Source organism: Nostocoides sp. F2B08 (assembly GCF_009184895.1).
Classification (GTDB): Bacteria; Actinomycetota; Actinomycetes; order Actinomycetales; family Dermatophilaceae; genus F2B08.
The window spans coordinates 139,525-154,322 of the sequence record NZ_WESE01000004.1 but is presented as its reverse complement, the minus strand read 5'-3'; the positions used below and the strand labels follow the sequence as shown (position 1 = coordinate 154,322).

Genomic DNA, 14,798 nt, shown 5'->3' with positions numbered 1-14,798 from the left:
GGTCCTCAGCGAGTCACTCAGGAAGCGCCTACGCCGGCACCGGCGCGCGCTCACCCGAGTCGAGGGGAGCCGTGGTCCGAGCCACGTCCCGGCGTCCGGCCAGCCACCAGATCACGCCCGAGGTGATCGTCAGCGCCACGACCGACATCACGGCCGTGAGCGGGTCACTCGTCGTGTCGGAGGTGATGAACGCGTCCTGCAGTCCGGTCGTCAGGATGGACAGCACGAGCACGATGACGTTGTTGACGACGTGCAGCGCGACGGCCGCCTCGAGTCCGCCGGTGCGCCACGTGAGGAGGACGGCGGCGGTCGCGAAGGCGCCCAGGTCGATGAGGATCCACGGGTCGAGCGAGGTGTGCGCGAGGGCGAACACGACCGAGGAGAGGACGACCGCGAGGGTGAGCGCCGCATACGTGTTCTTGACCCACGCGCCGATCTGCTGCATGAGCCAGCCGCGGAACAGGTACTCCTCCCCGGCCGCCTGGAAGGGCGTGGTGAGGAAGGTCAGCAGCAGGAGCACGGCCCACGTCGAGGGCCGTCCCGAGGTGTCGGTGATGTCGCCGCCGTCGACGAGCGCGGCGATGCCGAGATAGGCGATCCACAGCGGCACGGTCACGAGGAGACACCACCCGAACCAGCCCCAGCGGAAGCGTCCGACCACCGATGAGACGAATCCCGGACGCACGCCGTGGGCGATCCACGTGGCCAGGCCGGCGATCGGGATCAGCGCGGCGAGCCAGAGGTTCTGCACGGCGAAGGTCAGGGGGTTGTTGAAGTCGAGCGCCAGCTCCTCGAACGCGTCGAGGTCGCCGCCGGACATGATCGCGTAGCCGATGCCGCTGACGATCACCAGCGCGATGCTGGCGGCCAGGATGCCGCCGAGGACGAGCAGCAGCGAGATCGGGGGACGCCACCAGCGGCGCCGCTGGCCCCGCAGGACGTGCTGGTACTCCACCGGCTCCATCGGGAGCGCGGGAGGACGCACGGGTGCCGGTGCCTGCGAGTAGGGTCCGGGGTAGGCCGCGCCGTAGGGCTGCGCCTGGGTGCCGTACGGCTGCGCCGGAGGGTATGCGGTGCTCGCCGGCTGCGGGTAGCCCGCCCCTGGTGCCCCCCACCCTGGTGGGACGGGGCCGGACTGCGTCGGGGGCGTCGGCTCGGGTGCTCGTGGCGGTGGTGGCGGCGGAGGTGGGGTCGTCACCGTCTCATCGTCCTACGGTCCAGCCACAACCCCAAAGCCGTGTGGTGTCGAGCGGGGGCTGCTCGCCGCGTCTGGCACCACGCTCGAGCCACCACGCCGCTGCGGTCACGAGTCGAAGCCGATCCCCACCTTGTCCAGCCCCCGCAGCCACAGGTTGCGCCGGCCCGTCACGTCCTCGCGGGCCAGCGACGCGCGGGTCAGCCGCACCCCGATCGAGCGCACCGGCTCGGGAGGGAACGGGATCGGCTTGCTCCGCACCATCGCCAGCCGGGTGCGCTCGGTGTCACGGCCGAAGGCGAGGTCGAGCGCCACCCGGGCGCCCCAGCGTGTGGATCCGACGCCGAGACCGGTGTATCCGACGGCATAGGCCACCTTGCCGCGCATCGCGGTGCCGAACATCGGCGTGAAGCGCGAGGTCGTGTCGATGACACCGCCCCACCGGTGGGTGAAGCGCAGGCCGTCGAGCTGCGGGAAGATCGAGAAGAAGTGCTCGGCGAGCAGGGTGTGCGACTCGCTCTGTTCGAGGGTGGGGTCGATCCGCCCGGGGAAGTGGTAGTTGGCGTCGTAGCCGCCGAAGAGGATCCGGTCGTCGAGCGTGCGCCGGTAGTAGTGGAACTGGTTGCCCGCGTCGGCCAGGCCCTCACGGCCCTCCCACCCGATCTCGGCCAGCTGGGCCGACGTCAACGGCTCCGTCATGAGCACATGGTCGTAGACCGGGAGCACGTAGAACCGGGTCCGGTTCAGCACCGGCCAGGCTCCGGTGCCGAGGACCACGCGCTCGGCGAGCAGGGTGCCGGAGTCGGTCTTGATCACGACGGCACCACTGCCGCCGCCACCGTCCTCGAACCCGGTGACCTTGCTGAGCTCGTGGATCCTCACTCCCAGCGACTCCGCCGCCTCGGCGAGCCCCCAGGCGAGCCGCGCCGGGTCGACGAGTCCGACCTGCCGGTCGAGGAACCCGGTGCGGAACAACGGGGAGTGGACCCGCGCATACGCCTCCTCGCGGGAGAGCAGTGCGACGTCCCCGCCATGGGCGGCGTGCAGCTCGTAGGCCTCGCGGACGGCCTCGTCGTGGTGCGGCACGACGGACATCGTGATCTCACCCGGAAGGTGGAAGTCCGCCTCGATCCCGTACCGCTCCAGGCTCTCCCGCCAGCCGTCGAAGTTCTCGGCCGCCATCGCCTCCAGGGTCCCGATCTCGTCCGGCCAGGTCGAGACGCCCTGGTGCAGTCCGTGGGTCAGCGAGGGGTCGACGAACCCACCGTTGCGTCCGGAGGCGCCGTCGCCGACCCGACCCTGGTCGAGCACGACGACGTCGAGCGCGGGGTCCTCCTCCTTGGCCTGGATCGCGGCCCACAGGCCGGTGAAGCCGGCGCCGATGATCGCGAGGTCGCAGACCCGGTCGATCTCGGTCAGCGGCTCCCGGATAGCCGGGCGACCGGCCTGGCTGGTCCAGAACACGCGGGGCTCGGCGTCGGCGAGCCCGCGGCGGGCGGCCTCGCGGGCGGCCGGAGCGACGGGGAATCCACTCACGCGTGAAGTGTCTCAGGTGTGCCGGCGGTGGCGAGCGTGGGATACGCCGGAGCCGTTGTGGATGAGCGGGCGGCGTTGTCGGCTCCGGTCTGTAGCGTTCCTCGGGTGAGCGGCGCAGTGGGACCCGGGGTGGGTGACGGAGCAAGAACCGTCCTGCCCGCCTGGGTCGGGTCGATCACCGACGCCGAGCTGGACCGGCTGTGCGGCACCGGCGCACTCACCCGCGGGAGGGAGTATGCGCTGGCCGGCCGCGTCCTGTCCGTCACGAGCGCCGACCGCGGGCGCATGCTCCTCGGCGAGGTCGCCGGCACGCGGGGCGAGCCCTATTCGACACTCGTGACCCACGCCGGCGACACCGCGCGCGGGCCGTCCTGGGTCTCGCGGTGCAGCTGCCCCGTGGGGGTCCGGTGCAAGCATGCGGTGGCGTTGATCCTCGCGGGACGGGGTCGCGCGGCCACCGCCGGTCGGTCGTGGAGCGAGACCTTGGCCGAGGTCCTGCCGCCGGCCGGTCCGGTCGCGACGGGGACGAACCGCCTCGGGCTCGGAGTCCTCGTCGAGCAGCGACCGCGCAGCTCCGGCGACCACACACCCGTGTCGACCGTCGTCGTCGTCCCGCGCAAGGAGTCCCGCGTCCGCACCTGGATCACGACCGTGAGCTGGCCCGAGATCGTGGGGCCCGCGGCGAGTGCCGGCGTGCTGCCCGCCCACGCCGCCGCGGCCAGACGGCTGGTGTCTCTCGCGTCGCGGGTTCCCGCGGGCTCGGTGCCCTACGACGTCCCCCGCACGCTCGAGCTCGCGCGGCTCGGTCCCGCCGTCTGGGGTGTGCTCGTGTCGGCGCGGCGAGCCGGCATCGAGCTGCAGGGAGCCAACCCCGCCGAAACGGTCGAGCTGGGGGAGCCGGTCGACATCGTCTGCGACGTGCGCGGCCGGCCCGACGGTGGTGTCGAGGCCTCGTTCGCGATCGTCGGCGCCGGGGTGATGTCGCAGATCGTCCCGGTCGGCGACCCGGTCCACGGACTCTACGTGGCCGACCTCGGCGGGGCGGGGCTCGTGCCCGTGCGCGCCCCGGTCCCCGGGTGGGTGGGCGAGATGCTCGTCTCCGGCACGACCCTCGAGATCCCGCCCGAGGACCGCGGTGACTTCGTGCGCGACTACCTGCCCCGGCTCGCCGCGGTGGTGGACGTCCGCGATCCCGAGGGGCTGCTGCGCGGCGGCGGAGGAGCGGGCGGCACAGACGGTTCGACAGGCACCGGTTCGATCGAGGAGGTCACGGGTCCGCTCCTCCTCGTCCGGCTGCGCCCGGACGGGTCCGAGCGGGTCGAGGTGAGCCTTTCGATGACCTACTCGCGCGGTGCCCGGAGCTCGAGGTTCGCCTTGCACTCCGACTGGGATCCACAGCGCGATCCCGTCGCCGAGGTCGAGCTGCTCGAGGAGCTCGACATCCTCGACGACATCCCCGGTCTCGTGCATCGCGGGCGGGGAGGCCACCGCCTCGTCGACTCGAGCACGGTGCTCGTCGGCGCCGACCTCGTCGAGTTCCTCGACACGACCCTGCCCGAGCTCCGGGACCACCCAGACGTCATCGTCGAGGAGCTCGGCGAGCTGCCAGGCTTCGAGGAGGCCGACGGGCCGGCCGAGGTCGAGGTCCGTCCGCTCGACGAGGTCCGCGACTGGCTGTCACTCCACGTCACCGTCACCGTCGACGGCGAGGAGGTTCCGTTCGCCGAGCTGTTCGCCGCCCTCGTCCGCGGCGACGAGATCATGATCCTGCCCTCGGGCGTGTGGTTCACCCTCGACCAACCCTCGCTACGGCGCCTCATGGAGCTCATCGAGGAGTCCAAAGGACTACGCGACAAGGAGCGTCCGGGCGTGCTGCGCCTGCACCGGCATCGGGTCGCGGACATCCATGATCTCGACGACCTCTCGGTCACCGACGTGGCGGCATCCCGGTGGGTCGAGTCCGCTCGGCGCCTGACCGAGCTGACCGGGCCGGACGTCGACGGCGGTGAGGCCGCGACGAGCATGCCGGTGCCGGAGGGTCTGCGTGCCGAGCTGCGACCGTACCAACGGGCCGGGTTCGCGTGGCTGAGCCATCTCCTCGACGCCGGCCTGGGCGGGGTGCTCGCCGACGACATGGGACTGGGCAAGACCCTGCAGACCCTGGCGGCGGTGCTCCGGCTCAAGGAGGCGGGACGTCTCGACCGGCCGGTGCTCGTCGTGGCCCCGACGTCGGTCCTGTCGGCCTGGTCGACCGAGGCGGCCCGCTTCGCCCCCGACCTGCGCGTCGTCACGGCCGGCACGACGGCGCGCACCGCACGCTCGCCCCTGGGCGAGCGCATCGACGGCGCCGACATCGTCGTCACCTCCTATGCAGTTGCGCGCATCGACGCAGCCCAGTTCCGTGAGCACCTCTGGTCCCTGCTCGTCTGCGACGAGGCCCAGTTCGTCAAGAACCCGCAGGCGAAGACCCACCATGTGCTGCGCTCGCTGCGCGCCGACAGCGTGGTCGCCATCACGGGGACACCGATGGAGAACTCCCTGATGGATCTGTGGGCGATCCTCGCCCTCGCCGCACCCGGGCTGTTCCCGCGCGCCGACGACTTCGTGAAGTCCTACCGACGTCCCATCGAGTCCGGCGACGAGGTGACCCTCGCCCGGCTGCGACGCAAGGTGCGACCGCTCATGCTGCGGCGCACCAAGGCCGTCGTGGCGGCCGAGCTGCCGGAGAAGCAGCTCCAGGTCGTGTCGGTGCCGATGACCGCCGCGCACGAGCGCATCTACCAGCAGCACCTGCAGCGGGAGCGGCAGCGGGTGCTCCGTCTCCTGGCCGAGGACCCCGACGCCAACCGCGTCGCCATCCTCTCCTCCCTCACCACCCTGCGCCAGATGGCCCTGCATCCCGGGCTCGTCGACGAGGACTACCTCGAGCGGACCTCCGCGGCGAAGGTCGACGCCCTCCTCGACCAGGTCCGCGAGCTGGCCGCCGAGGGTCACCGTGCGCTCGTCTTCTCGTCCTTCACGAGGTTCCTGCGCCTGGTCCAGGGCCGGCTGCACGACGAGGGCCTGACCACCGCATACCTCGACGGCGGCACCACCGACCGCGCCTCGGTCGTGCGGGAGTTCCGCGAGGGTGAGGCGCCGGTGTTCCTCATCTCGCTCAAGGCAGGCGGCTTCGGGCTGACGCTCACCGAGGCGGACTACGTCTTCGTCCTCGACCCGTGGTGGAACCCCGCGGCCGAGGAGCAGGCGATCGACCGGGTCCACCGCATCGGCCAGGACCGGACCGTGTTCGTCTACCGGTTCGTCTCCGCCGGCACGATCGAGGAGAAGGTCGTCGCCCTCCAGGAGCACAAACGCGACCTGTTCAGCAAGGTCGTCGACTCGGGGGGATCGCTCACCGGCCGGATCTCCGCCGCGGAGATCCGCGCCCTCCTCGAGTGACGTTCGAGTCACGGGCCAGACCGGTGCTCCTCTGTGACCTACCCCTCGCAGCGGGCACGCAGGCCGTTCGTCGCACCGCCGACGGTGTCCCGCAACGCTTTGCGGAGCAGGAAGCCGGGCAGCGGCAGGGACGAGTCGATCGTGATCGCCAGCGTGACCTCGCACGCCTCGTCACCGTCCGGGCGCACGGTCCACGCGCCGGACTGGGTCCGCTGGACACGGCTCGGCGCGGCCAGCTCCCACGTGTAGCCCGTCGTACCCGGGCCGTGGGTGTACGCCACTTCGAAGTCGTCCCGGGCGACCTTGACGTCGTTGCCGATGAGAGCCCGGATCACCCGGCCCTGGTCGTCGGTCTCGAGCGGCTCGGAGCGGTACTGTCCGGGCCACCACTGCGACTGCTCCGAGATGTTCCGCAGCACGGCGATCACCTCATCCGCAGGACGCTCGATCCGGACGGTGGACTCGGCGTGGACATCGCCCATGACCGTCACGATAGCGCCGCTCCGACCGGACGATCCTGTGCTGTGACCCGCCCGACCTCCAGCACGGGCGTCGTGCACTGCGTTAGGTTGGCACGGACCGACGCCTGACGCCTGCGCCGACCGGTGGGAAGTGAGTATGGACGGATGATCCGGTTCGACCGCGTGACCAAGCGGTTTCCCGACGGCACCGTCGCGGTGGACGAGCTCGACCTCACGGCGCCGACCGGCAAGATCACCGTCCTGGTCGGCCCGTCGGGGTGCGGCAAGACCACGTCGCTCCGGATGGTCAACCGGATGATCGAGCCGACGTCGGGGGCGATCTATCTCGACGGCACCGACACCGCCGACCTCAAAGCGGCCGAGATGCGCCGCGGCATCGGCTACGTCATCCAGCATGCCGGCCTCTTCCCCCACCGCACGATCGTCGAGAACATCGGCGCGGTGCCGACCCTGCTCGGCTGGGACAAGAAGCGGATCCAGGAGCGGAGCATGGAGCTGCTCGAGCGGGTCGGTCTCGACCCGTCGGTCGCCAGGCGCTATCCCTCACAGCTCTCCGGAGGACAGCAGCAGCGGGTCGGCGTCGCCCGAGCGCTCGCCGCGGACCCGCCCGTCATGCTCATGGACGAGCCGTTCAGCGCGGTCGACCCGGTGGTCCGCGAGCAGCTCCAGGACGAGTTCCTGCGCCTCCAGGACGAGCTCGACAAGACGATCATCTTCGTCACCCACGACATCGACGAGGCCATCAAGATGGGTGACCAGGTGGCCGTGCTGCGGGTCGGGGGACGCCTGGCGCAGATGGCGGATCCCGCATACCTGTTGACCCACCCGGCCGACGACTTCGTCGCGGACTTCGTCGGTCGGGACCGCGGCTACCGCGCGCTGTCGTTCCAGGCCTCCCCGCGGCTGCCGCTCCACTCGGAACGCACGCTCCTCATGGGAGAGGCGACCGACCGCACCGACGAGTGGATCCTCGTCGTCGACGACGAGCACCGACCCCAGGGCTGGGTCGAGCCGTCCCGCCTGAGCGGGCCCGTGACCGAGGCGGACCTGCAGCGGGGCGGCACGGTGGCCCGGGCGAGCGGCAGCCTGCGCGCCGCTCTCGACGCGGCGCTGTCCGCACCCAGCCGGCGCGGTGTCATCGTCGACGACTCCGGCGAGCTCATCGGGACCGTTCGGGCCCACGAGGTGCTCGCGGCCATCGAGGACGCCGACCGGCCCGAGCTGCAGGACGACGACCAGGCGGGTTCGCCCGCGCCGGATCCCGCCGCGGAGCACACGCCGTCATGACGTGGATCCAGGACAACTGGACGGTCATCTTCCCGCTCGGATGGTCGCATGCCGTCCTCGCCGGCGTCCCGCTCGTGATCGGGCTGATCCTCGCGATCCCCCTCGGCTGGGCGGCCCGGCGCTGGCGCCGTGCCTACCCCGTCATCGTCTCCACGAGCGGCCTGCTCTACACGATCCCCTCGCTGGCGCTGTTCATCCTCATGCCGCTCATCCTCGGTACGCAGATCCTCGACCCCGTCAACGTCGTCGCCGCGATGACGGTCTACACCGTGGCTTTGCTCGTGCGCACGGTCGCGGACGGTCTCGGGTCGGTGCCGGACCATGTCCAGCAGGCCGCGACCGCGATGGGCTACGGCGGGCTCCGGCGCTTCCTCGTCGTCGAGCTGCCACTGGCGATCCCGGTCATCATCGCGGGCCTTCGGGTCGCCGCCGTGAGCAACGTCAGCATCGTCTCGGTCGCCTCGCTCATCGGTGTCAGCCAGCTCGGTGACCTGCTCGTCGACGGCTTCAACCGCAACATCCCCGGCGAGCTCCTGCTCGGCATCGCCGCCTGCCTCGCCCTCGCCCTCGTCTTCGACGTCGTCATCACCGCTGTGGGCAGGGCACTGACGCCGTGGACCCGGACGGCGAGGGCGTGAGGTGGTGAGCCCGTGATCCAGAGCATCATCGAGTGGCTCCTGTCGCCCGAGTCCTGGACCGGGTCGAGCGGGATCGCCACACGCCTGTGGGAGCACCTCCTGTACAGCGCCATCGTCGTCGTCCTCGCCTGCGTCATCGCAATCCCCCTCGGGCTCTACATCGGACACGCGGGTCGCGCGAACTGGGCCGTGACCCTTGCGAACTCGGCTCGCGCCGTGCCGACGCTGGGCCTGCTCTTCGCCATGACGCTCGTCGTCGGCCCGATGATCAGCAGCGAGCTGGCCTTCGTCATCCCGAGCATCGCGGTTCTCGTCCTGCTCGCCATCCCCCCGGTCCTCTCCGGGGCGTATGCGGGGGTCGCCTCCGTCGATCCCGCCGCCCGCGACGCGGCCCGGGGAGTGGGCATGCGGCCCCTCCAGGTCCTGACCAGGGTCGAGGTCCCGTGCGCTCTCCCGCTCCTGCTCTCGGGCATCCGCGCGGCGACGCTGCAGGTCATCGCGACCGCGACGATCGCAGCGTATGTCGGACTGGGCGGCCTGGGCCGCTTCCTCATCGACGGGCTCGCCTCGGGCGACTACGTCCGGACCGCCGGCGGCGCACTCCTCGTCGCCGCCCTCGCCCTGACCGTCGACGGCGTCCTGGCACTCGTCGAGCGGTACGCCGTTTCTCCCGGGCTCACCGGGAAGGATGTAGGCGACACCGCTGTTGTCGCCTCCACCACCTGACCGCCCCGAGCCTTCCGCGACGCACCCGTCCACGACAGAATCGACCGAGCCTCAACCCATCGTGCCCGACCCGACCCGTACCCTGCTCCAGGCTCCACCATCCAACCGGTCCCGCATCAAGGAGATCCCATGCACCGCACCTCACGATCGGCCGGCGTGCTCGCTCTCGCGACCGCCGCCCTGCTCACCCTGACCGCCTGCGGCGGCTCGAGCGACCCGCTCTCGAGCGAGACGACGGACGACTCGACGGCGACCGACGCGGCCACCGACGGCGGTGGTGGTGGTGAGGAGATCGTCGTCGGCTCGGCGAACTTCTCCGAGAGCGTCCTCCTCGCGAACATCTACGCCGGGGCGCTGAACAACGCCGGGGTCAACGCGTCGACGAACACCGGGATCGGATCCCGCGAGATCTACCTGAATGCCCTCGAGGACGGCTCGATCGACGTCATCCCCGAGTACACCGGGGCGCTCGGGTTCTTCTACGACCCGGAGTTCTCCGAGACCGACCCCCAGGCGGTCTACGACGTGATCCAGGGTCTGCTGCCGGAGGACTTCGTCGTCCTCGACCGCGCCGAGGCGGAGAACAACGACTCGGTCGTCGTCACCCAGGAGACCGCCGAGGAGTACGACCTCGCGGCGATCCCCGACCTCGCGGACGTGGCGGGGGAGCTCAGCTTCGGCGCGCCGCCGGAGTTCGAGACCCGCCCGCAGGGTCTCTCCGGCCTCCAAGAGACCTACGGCGTGGAGTTCGCGAGCTTCCGTCCGCTGACCGGTCAGGCGCTCGTCCAGGCGTTGCAGAACGGTCAGATCGACGCGGCCAACATCTTCAGCACCGACCCCGCGATCGTCGTCAACGACTTCGTCGTGCTCGAGGACACCGAGAAGCTGTTCGGCAGCCAGAACATGGTCCCGCTCGTGCGGGCCGATGTCGCCGACACCGTGCGGGACACCCTCAACGCCGTCTCTGCCGAGCTCACGACCGAGCAGGTCACCGAGATGCTCCGGCAGACCGACGTCGAGCAGCGCAACCCCGAGGACGTCGCAGCCGAGTTCCTCGAGCAGGCCGGGCTCTGACTCCAGCGATCGACGCCTGCCGGCGCTCGACCCTGACCCACTCGGTAGTGCACGACCCGCCCTAGCGCACGCCGCGCATACGGCGGGTCGTGCACTCGCGACAGGGGGCGCGCGGCTCAGCCGATCCCGGCCGCCTCGTCCAGCTGCTGGAGCAGGTCGTGGGCGGCCAGCTCGATCCGCTTGTGCCGCCACTGGGCGGCCCGGAAGACGCATGCGATGAGTGCCGCACGATGCACCCGCGCGAAGTCGCCGACGCAGAACGCGTACCGCGACTTGGTCTCCTCGCTCGCCCCGTCCGTCAGGCCGAGGTACCACCGTCCGTACTCCTCCCACGGGTGGCGGTCGAGGTAGCCGTTCTCCGCCGCCGCGTCGGGCTGCACCTCACCCCACTCACTGTCGAGGACATAGCGATGCGTGGCGATGAGCCCCTCGACGAAGCGGACCGCGTCCTCGTTGACCGTGTACGACGCCATCACCCCATCGTGGCGCACCGCACCACGGCGCCGCACCCGAGGGAGCGCAGATGCGGCTAGCGTGAGCGACATGGCGGAGCCCTCCGAGACGCAGGAGCGCGCTGACGCGCGGACCTTCGACCGCCCCGAGCGGGCGATGCACGCCACGGACCTCGTGAGCACGCCAGCCACGGACCTCGTCACACGAGACCCGGTGACGGTTTCCCCACAGACCCCCATCGCCGAGGCGGCCCGCCTCATGCGGGCCGAACGCATCTCGTGCCTTCCCGTCGTCGTCGCGGGGGCGGTCGTGGGCATCCTCACGGTCCGCGACCTGACCAACCGGGTTCTCGCCGAGGGGCGCTCATCCGACGCCCCGGTCGCCGAGGTCATGACGGCCGACCCGGTCACTCTCCCGAGCACGGCTCTCGTCGCCGACCTGCTCCGGCTCATGCTCGACCGGGGGATCAGCCACGTGCCGATCGCCGACGACGGACGACTGGTCGGGCTGGTCACCTCGACCGACCTGACGCGGGTCCAGGCGCTTTCCACGGACCTGCTCACCTACGACATCGGAGCGACCGAGTCCGTCGCCGAGATGGTCGACGTCACCCGGGCGCTGCCCGATCTGCTCGTCCGGCTCGTCGGGAGCCGCTACCCCCACGCAGAGGTCACGCGGCGGGTCACCGACGTCGCGGACGCCGTCACCCGACGGCTCCTGGCGCTCGCCGAGGCCGAGCTGGGCCCGCCGCCCGCCCCGTACGTCTGGGCGGCGTGCGGGTCGCAGGGCCGGCGCGAACAGACCGGCGTCACCGACCAGGACAACGGCCTGATCCTCGACGACACCGCGCGGCCGGAGCACGACGTCTACTTCGCCCGCCTCGCGACGATCGTCTCGGACGGACTGGCGGCGTGCGGATACGAGTACTGCTCCGGGGAGATGATGGCGACCAACGCCCAGTGGCGCCAGCCGCTGCGGGTCTGGCGGGAGTACTTCGACCGCTGGATCGAGCATCCGGACCCCAAGGCGCAGATGCTCGCCTCCGTCATGTTCGACCTGCGTCCCATCGCGGGCGACACCTCGCTGTTCACCGGACTCCAGCACGACACGCTCCGGCGGGCCAGCGCGAACCAGATCTTCGTCGCGCACATGATCTCGAACTCCATGCTGCACGCCCCCCCGCTGACATTCCTGCGGGGGATCGCCACCCCGCGCAGCGGTGACCACCGCAACACAGTGGACCTCAAACTGAACGGTGTCATCCCGATCGTCGACCTGGGTCGTCTGTATGCGCTCCGTGGTCGGCTCACCCCGGTCAACACCCGCGACCGACTCCTCGCCGCGGGCGAGTCGGGCGTCATCTCGCAGTCCGGCGGGCGCGATCTCGTCGAGGCCTACGACGTCATCGCGACGATCCGGCTCGAGCACCAGGCCCGCCGCATCGAGGCCGGCGAGTCCGCAACCAACTTCCTCAACCCCAAGGACCTGTCCGACTTCGAACGCGAGCACCTGCGTGAGGCGTTCCTCGTCGTGCGGACGATGCAGTCCGCCATCGGCCAGGGCACCGGCATGCTCCGCTGAGCGCCCGAGTCACACCCACCGAGCGTGAGGGACGAACCCCTCGGCTCAGCCGGCCGGGGCGGGAGCGGGTTCCGGTGCAGTCTCCTCGACGGGCTCGGGCTCCTGGCCGCGCTTGACCGCGGCGAGCAGCATCTGGGCGACGTCGACGACCTCGACCTCCTCGCCGACACCCTCGGCCTGCTTGGCGGTGAGGCCGTCGGAGATCATGACCCGGCAGAACGGGCAGCCGATGGCGATCCGCTGGGCGCCGGTCGCCAGGGCCTCCTCGGTCCGGTTCATGTTGACCCGCGTCCCGAGCTTCTCCTCCATCCACATCCGGGCGCCGCCGGCGCCGCAGCAGAAGGAGGTCTCGCCGCTGCGTGGCATCTCCGTGAGCTCCACGCCGGGTAGGGAGCCGATGAGCTCCCTGGGTGGCGCATACACGTGGTTGTGCCGGCCGAGGTAGCACGGGTCGTGATAGGTCACGGTCGGCGCTGTCGAGGCCGGGTTCTTCGCACTCGACATGCCGGGCGCCTCGCTCGGACGGGCGACGGGAACGAGCCGCTTCTCGCGCACGAGCCGGTTGAGCAGCTGGGTGTGGTGGACGACCTCGTACGTCCCGCCCAGCTGCGGGTACTCGTTCTTGATCGTGTTGAAGCAGTGCGCACAGGTGACGACGATCTTCGTGGCGCCGACCTCGTTGAGCACCTCGACGTTCTGCTGGGCCAGCATCTGATAGAGGAACTCGTTGCCCGCGCGACGTGCGGAGTCGCCGGTGCACGTCTCGCCGTCACCGAGGATCGCGAAGCTCACCCCGGCCGCGTCGAGCAGCTCGGCCACGGCGCGCGTCGTCTTCTTGGCGCGGTCTTCGTAGGCGCCGGCGCAGCCGACCCAGAAGAGGTAGTCGACATCGTCCGCCGACTCCACGTCCTGACCGAGGATCTTGACCGGGAACGGCAGGTCCTTGGCCCAGTCGAGCCGGGCCCGCGCGCCCATACCCCACGGGTTGCCCTTGTTCTCCAGGTTCTTGAACAGCCCGCCGAGCTCACTCGGGAAGGCGCTCTCGATGAGGTTCTGGTAGCGGCGCATGTCGACGATGTGGTCGACGTGCTCGATGTCGACCGGGCACTGCTCGACGCAGGCCCCGCAGGTCGTGCAGGACCACAGGACGTCCTCGTCAATGACCGCACCGGCGTCTGCCCCGTCCGCAGTGCTCCCGAAGGGGTTGTATGCGGTGAGCGGCCGGGCGGGGTCGTACCCGGTGGCGCCGATCAAGGAGGTCTGCGCGACCTTCGTCACCGCCTCGTCGAGAGCGCCGCGCTCGTCCTCGGTGGCCAGGAGGTAGGGCGCCTTGGCGTTCGCGTGGTCGCGTAGGGTCATGATGAGCAGCTTGGGGGAGAGCGGCTTGTCGGTGTTCCAGGCCGGGCACTGGCTCTGGCACCGTCCGCACTCGGTGCATGTGGAGAAGTCGAGCAGACCCTTCCACGTGAAGTCCTCGACCTTGCCCACGCCGAGGGCGGCGTCCTCGTCGAGCTCCTCGATCTCCTCGAAGTCAAGCTCCTTGCCCTGCACGTGGATCGGCTGCAGTGCCCCGAGGGCGGTGCGGCCGTCGGCGAAGCGCTTGAACCAGATGTTCGGGAAGGCGAGGAAGCGGTGCCAGGCGACCCCCATGGTCGGCTGGAGCGCGATCGTGATCATCCACGCGAACGACACGAGGATCTTGATCGCGGCGATGACGTAGATCCAGTTGCGGATGGCGTCCTCGGAGAGGCCGGACCAGATGCCGGAGAGCCAGCCGGTCAGCGGGAAGTGCAGGCCGATGCTCGTCTCGGGCTCGGTGAGCTTCACGAGGGCGGCCTCGAGGGTGCGCAGCGTGATGATGCAGGTCGTCACGGCGAGGATCGTGAACTCGACGTAGTACGCCTGCCACCAGGTCGACCCGAAGAATCGTGAGCGTCGGCCCTGCTCACCGGCCGCCGACCGCGGGTGGTTCCGCTGCCGGATGACGATCAGGGCGATGATGCCGAGCCAGCCGGCCCAGGCGAACAGCTCGACGAGCCACTCGAACGGCGGGAAGTGCCCGATGACCGGGAGCCGGAAGTCGGCCCAGATGAGCTGGAAGAACGCGTTGACCAGAGTGGCGAAGAGCAGGAAGAAGGACAGGGCCGTGAACCAGTGCGCGATCGAGACGATCGGCAGCCGCGACATCCGGGTGTGCCCGAGGAACTCCCGGACCAGGGTCAGCGACCGGGCCCTCGGGTCGTCGCTGCGCTGGACCGGCTGACCGAGCCGGAAGTACGTCCAGAATCGTGCGACCTGCCGGAAGAGCAGGGCCCATCCGACGAGCGGGATGGTGAAGCACAGCGCGATGAGCACGATCTGCAGAGGGCTCAGGTCCATGCGCGC

General features: G+C 70.6%; 11 protein-coding genes. 6 read left to right on the top strand and 5 right to left on the bottom strand.

The annotated features are described in order from the left end of the window. Window positions 1–28: 28 nt before the first annotated feature. Together GA707_RS10605 and GA707_RS10600 are read right to left on the bottom strand one after the other, a co-directional pair. The gene (locus tag GA707_RS10605; RefSeq protein ID WP_152178411.1) at window positions 29–1,198 is read right to left on the bottom strand and encodes a CPBP family intramembrane glutamic endopeptidase; all 1,170 of its coding nucleotides are present in this window, start codon (window positions 1,196–1,198) and stop codon (window positions 29–31) included. Window positions 1,199–1,303: 105 nt separating this feature from the next. Continuing rightward, a complete protein-coding gene (locus GA707_RS10600; RefSeq protein WP_152178410.1) occupies window positions 1,304–2,731 on the bottom strand; it encodes an FAD-binding oxidoreductase in 1,428 nt (475 codons plus the stop codon). Window positions 2,732–2,836: 105 nt separating this feature from the next. On the opposite strand from GA707_RS10600, the gene GA707_RS10595 reads away from it, so the two are divergent. Continuing rightward, entirely contained in the window at window positions 2,837–6,172 is a 3,336-nt protein-coding gene (locus GA707_RS10595) for a DEAD/DEAH box helicase (protein ID WP_152178409.1), read from the top strand. A gap of 38 nt (window positions 6,173–6,210) precedes the next feature. On the opposite strand, the gene GA707_RS10590 is transcribed toward GA707_RS10595, so the two are convergent. Further along, window positions 6,211–6,654 carry an SRPBCC family protein gene (locus GA707_RS10590; RefSeq protein WP_152178408.1) on the bottom strand — a complete coding sequence of 148 codons (444 nt, stop codon included), beginning with the start codon at window positions 6,652–6,654 and terminating at the stop codon, window positions 6,211–6,213. 144 nt (window positions 6,655–6,798) lie between these two features. On the opposite strand from GA707_RS10590, the gene GA707_RS10585 reads away from it, so the two are divergent. The 4 genes from GA707_RS10585 (at window position 6,799) to GA707_RS10570 (ending at window position 10,379) form a co-directional block, all read left to right on the top strand. After that, a complete protein-coding gene (locus tag GA707_RS10585) occupies window positions 6,799–7,941 on the top strand; it encodes an ABC transporter ATP-binding protein (RefSeq protein WP_152178407.1) in 1,143 nt (380 codons plus the stop codon). Next, entirely contained in the window at window positions 7,938–8,579 is a 642-nt protein-coding gene (locus GA707_RS10580) for an ABC transporter permease (protein WP_152178406.1), read from the top strand. Before GA707_RS10585 ends, GA707_RS10580 begins: the two co-directional genes overlap by 4 nt. Before the next feature lie 12 nt (window positions 8,580–8,591). Further along, a complete protein-coding gene (locus GA707_RS10575) occupies window positions 8,592–9,305 on the top strand; it encodes an ABC transporter permease (RefSeq protein ID WP_193315281.1) in 714 nt (237 codons plus the stop codon). A gap of 129 nt (window positions 9,306–9,434) precedes the next feature. Beyond that, window positions 9,435–10,379, top strand: a complete 945-nt coding sequence (locus tag GA707_RS10570) for an ABC transporter substrate-binding protein (RefSeq protein ID WP_152178405.1) — start codon at window positions 9,435–9,437, stop codon at window positions 10,377–10,379. Window positions 10,380–10,495: 116 nt separating this feature from the next. Here the strand turns inward: GA707_RS10570 and GA707_RS10565 are convergent, their stop codons facing one another. Then, window positions 10,496–10,852, bottom strand: a complete 357-nt coding sequence (locus GA707_RS10565; RefSeq protein ID WP_152178404.1) for a hypothetical protein — start codon at window positions 10,850–10,852, stop codon at window positions 10,496–10,498. Between the two features lie 70 nt (window positions 10,853–10,922). Here GA707_RS10565 and GA707_RS10560 point away from each other — a divergent pair, with 70 nt between their 5' ends. Beyond that, window positions 10,923–12,413, top strand: coding sequence for a DUF294 nucleotidyltransferase-like domain-containing protein (locus tag GA707_RS10560; RefSeq protein ID WP_226963711.1), 1,491 nt, complete (start codon window positions 10,923–10,925; stop codon window positions 12,411–12,413). Window positions 12,414–12,458: 45 nt separating this feature from the next. Here GA707_RS10560 and GA707_RS10555 read toward each other — a convergent pair whose 3' ends face one another. Continuing rightward, window positions 12,459–14,786, bottom strand: a complete 2,328-nt coding sequence (locus GA707_RS10555) for a (Fe-S)-binding protein (protein ID WP_152178760.1) — start codon at window positions 14,784–14,786, stop codon at window positions 12,459–12,461. Between the last annotated feature and the right edge of the window lie 12 nt (window positions 14,787–14,798).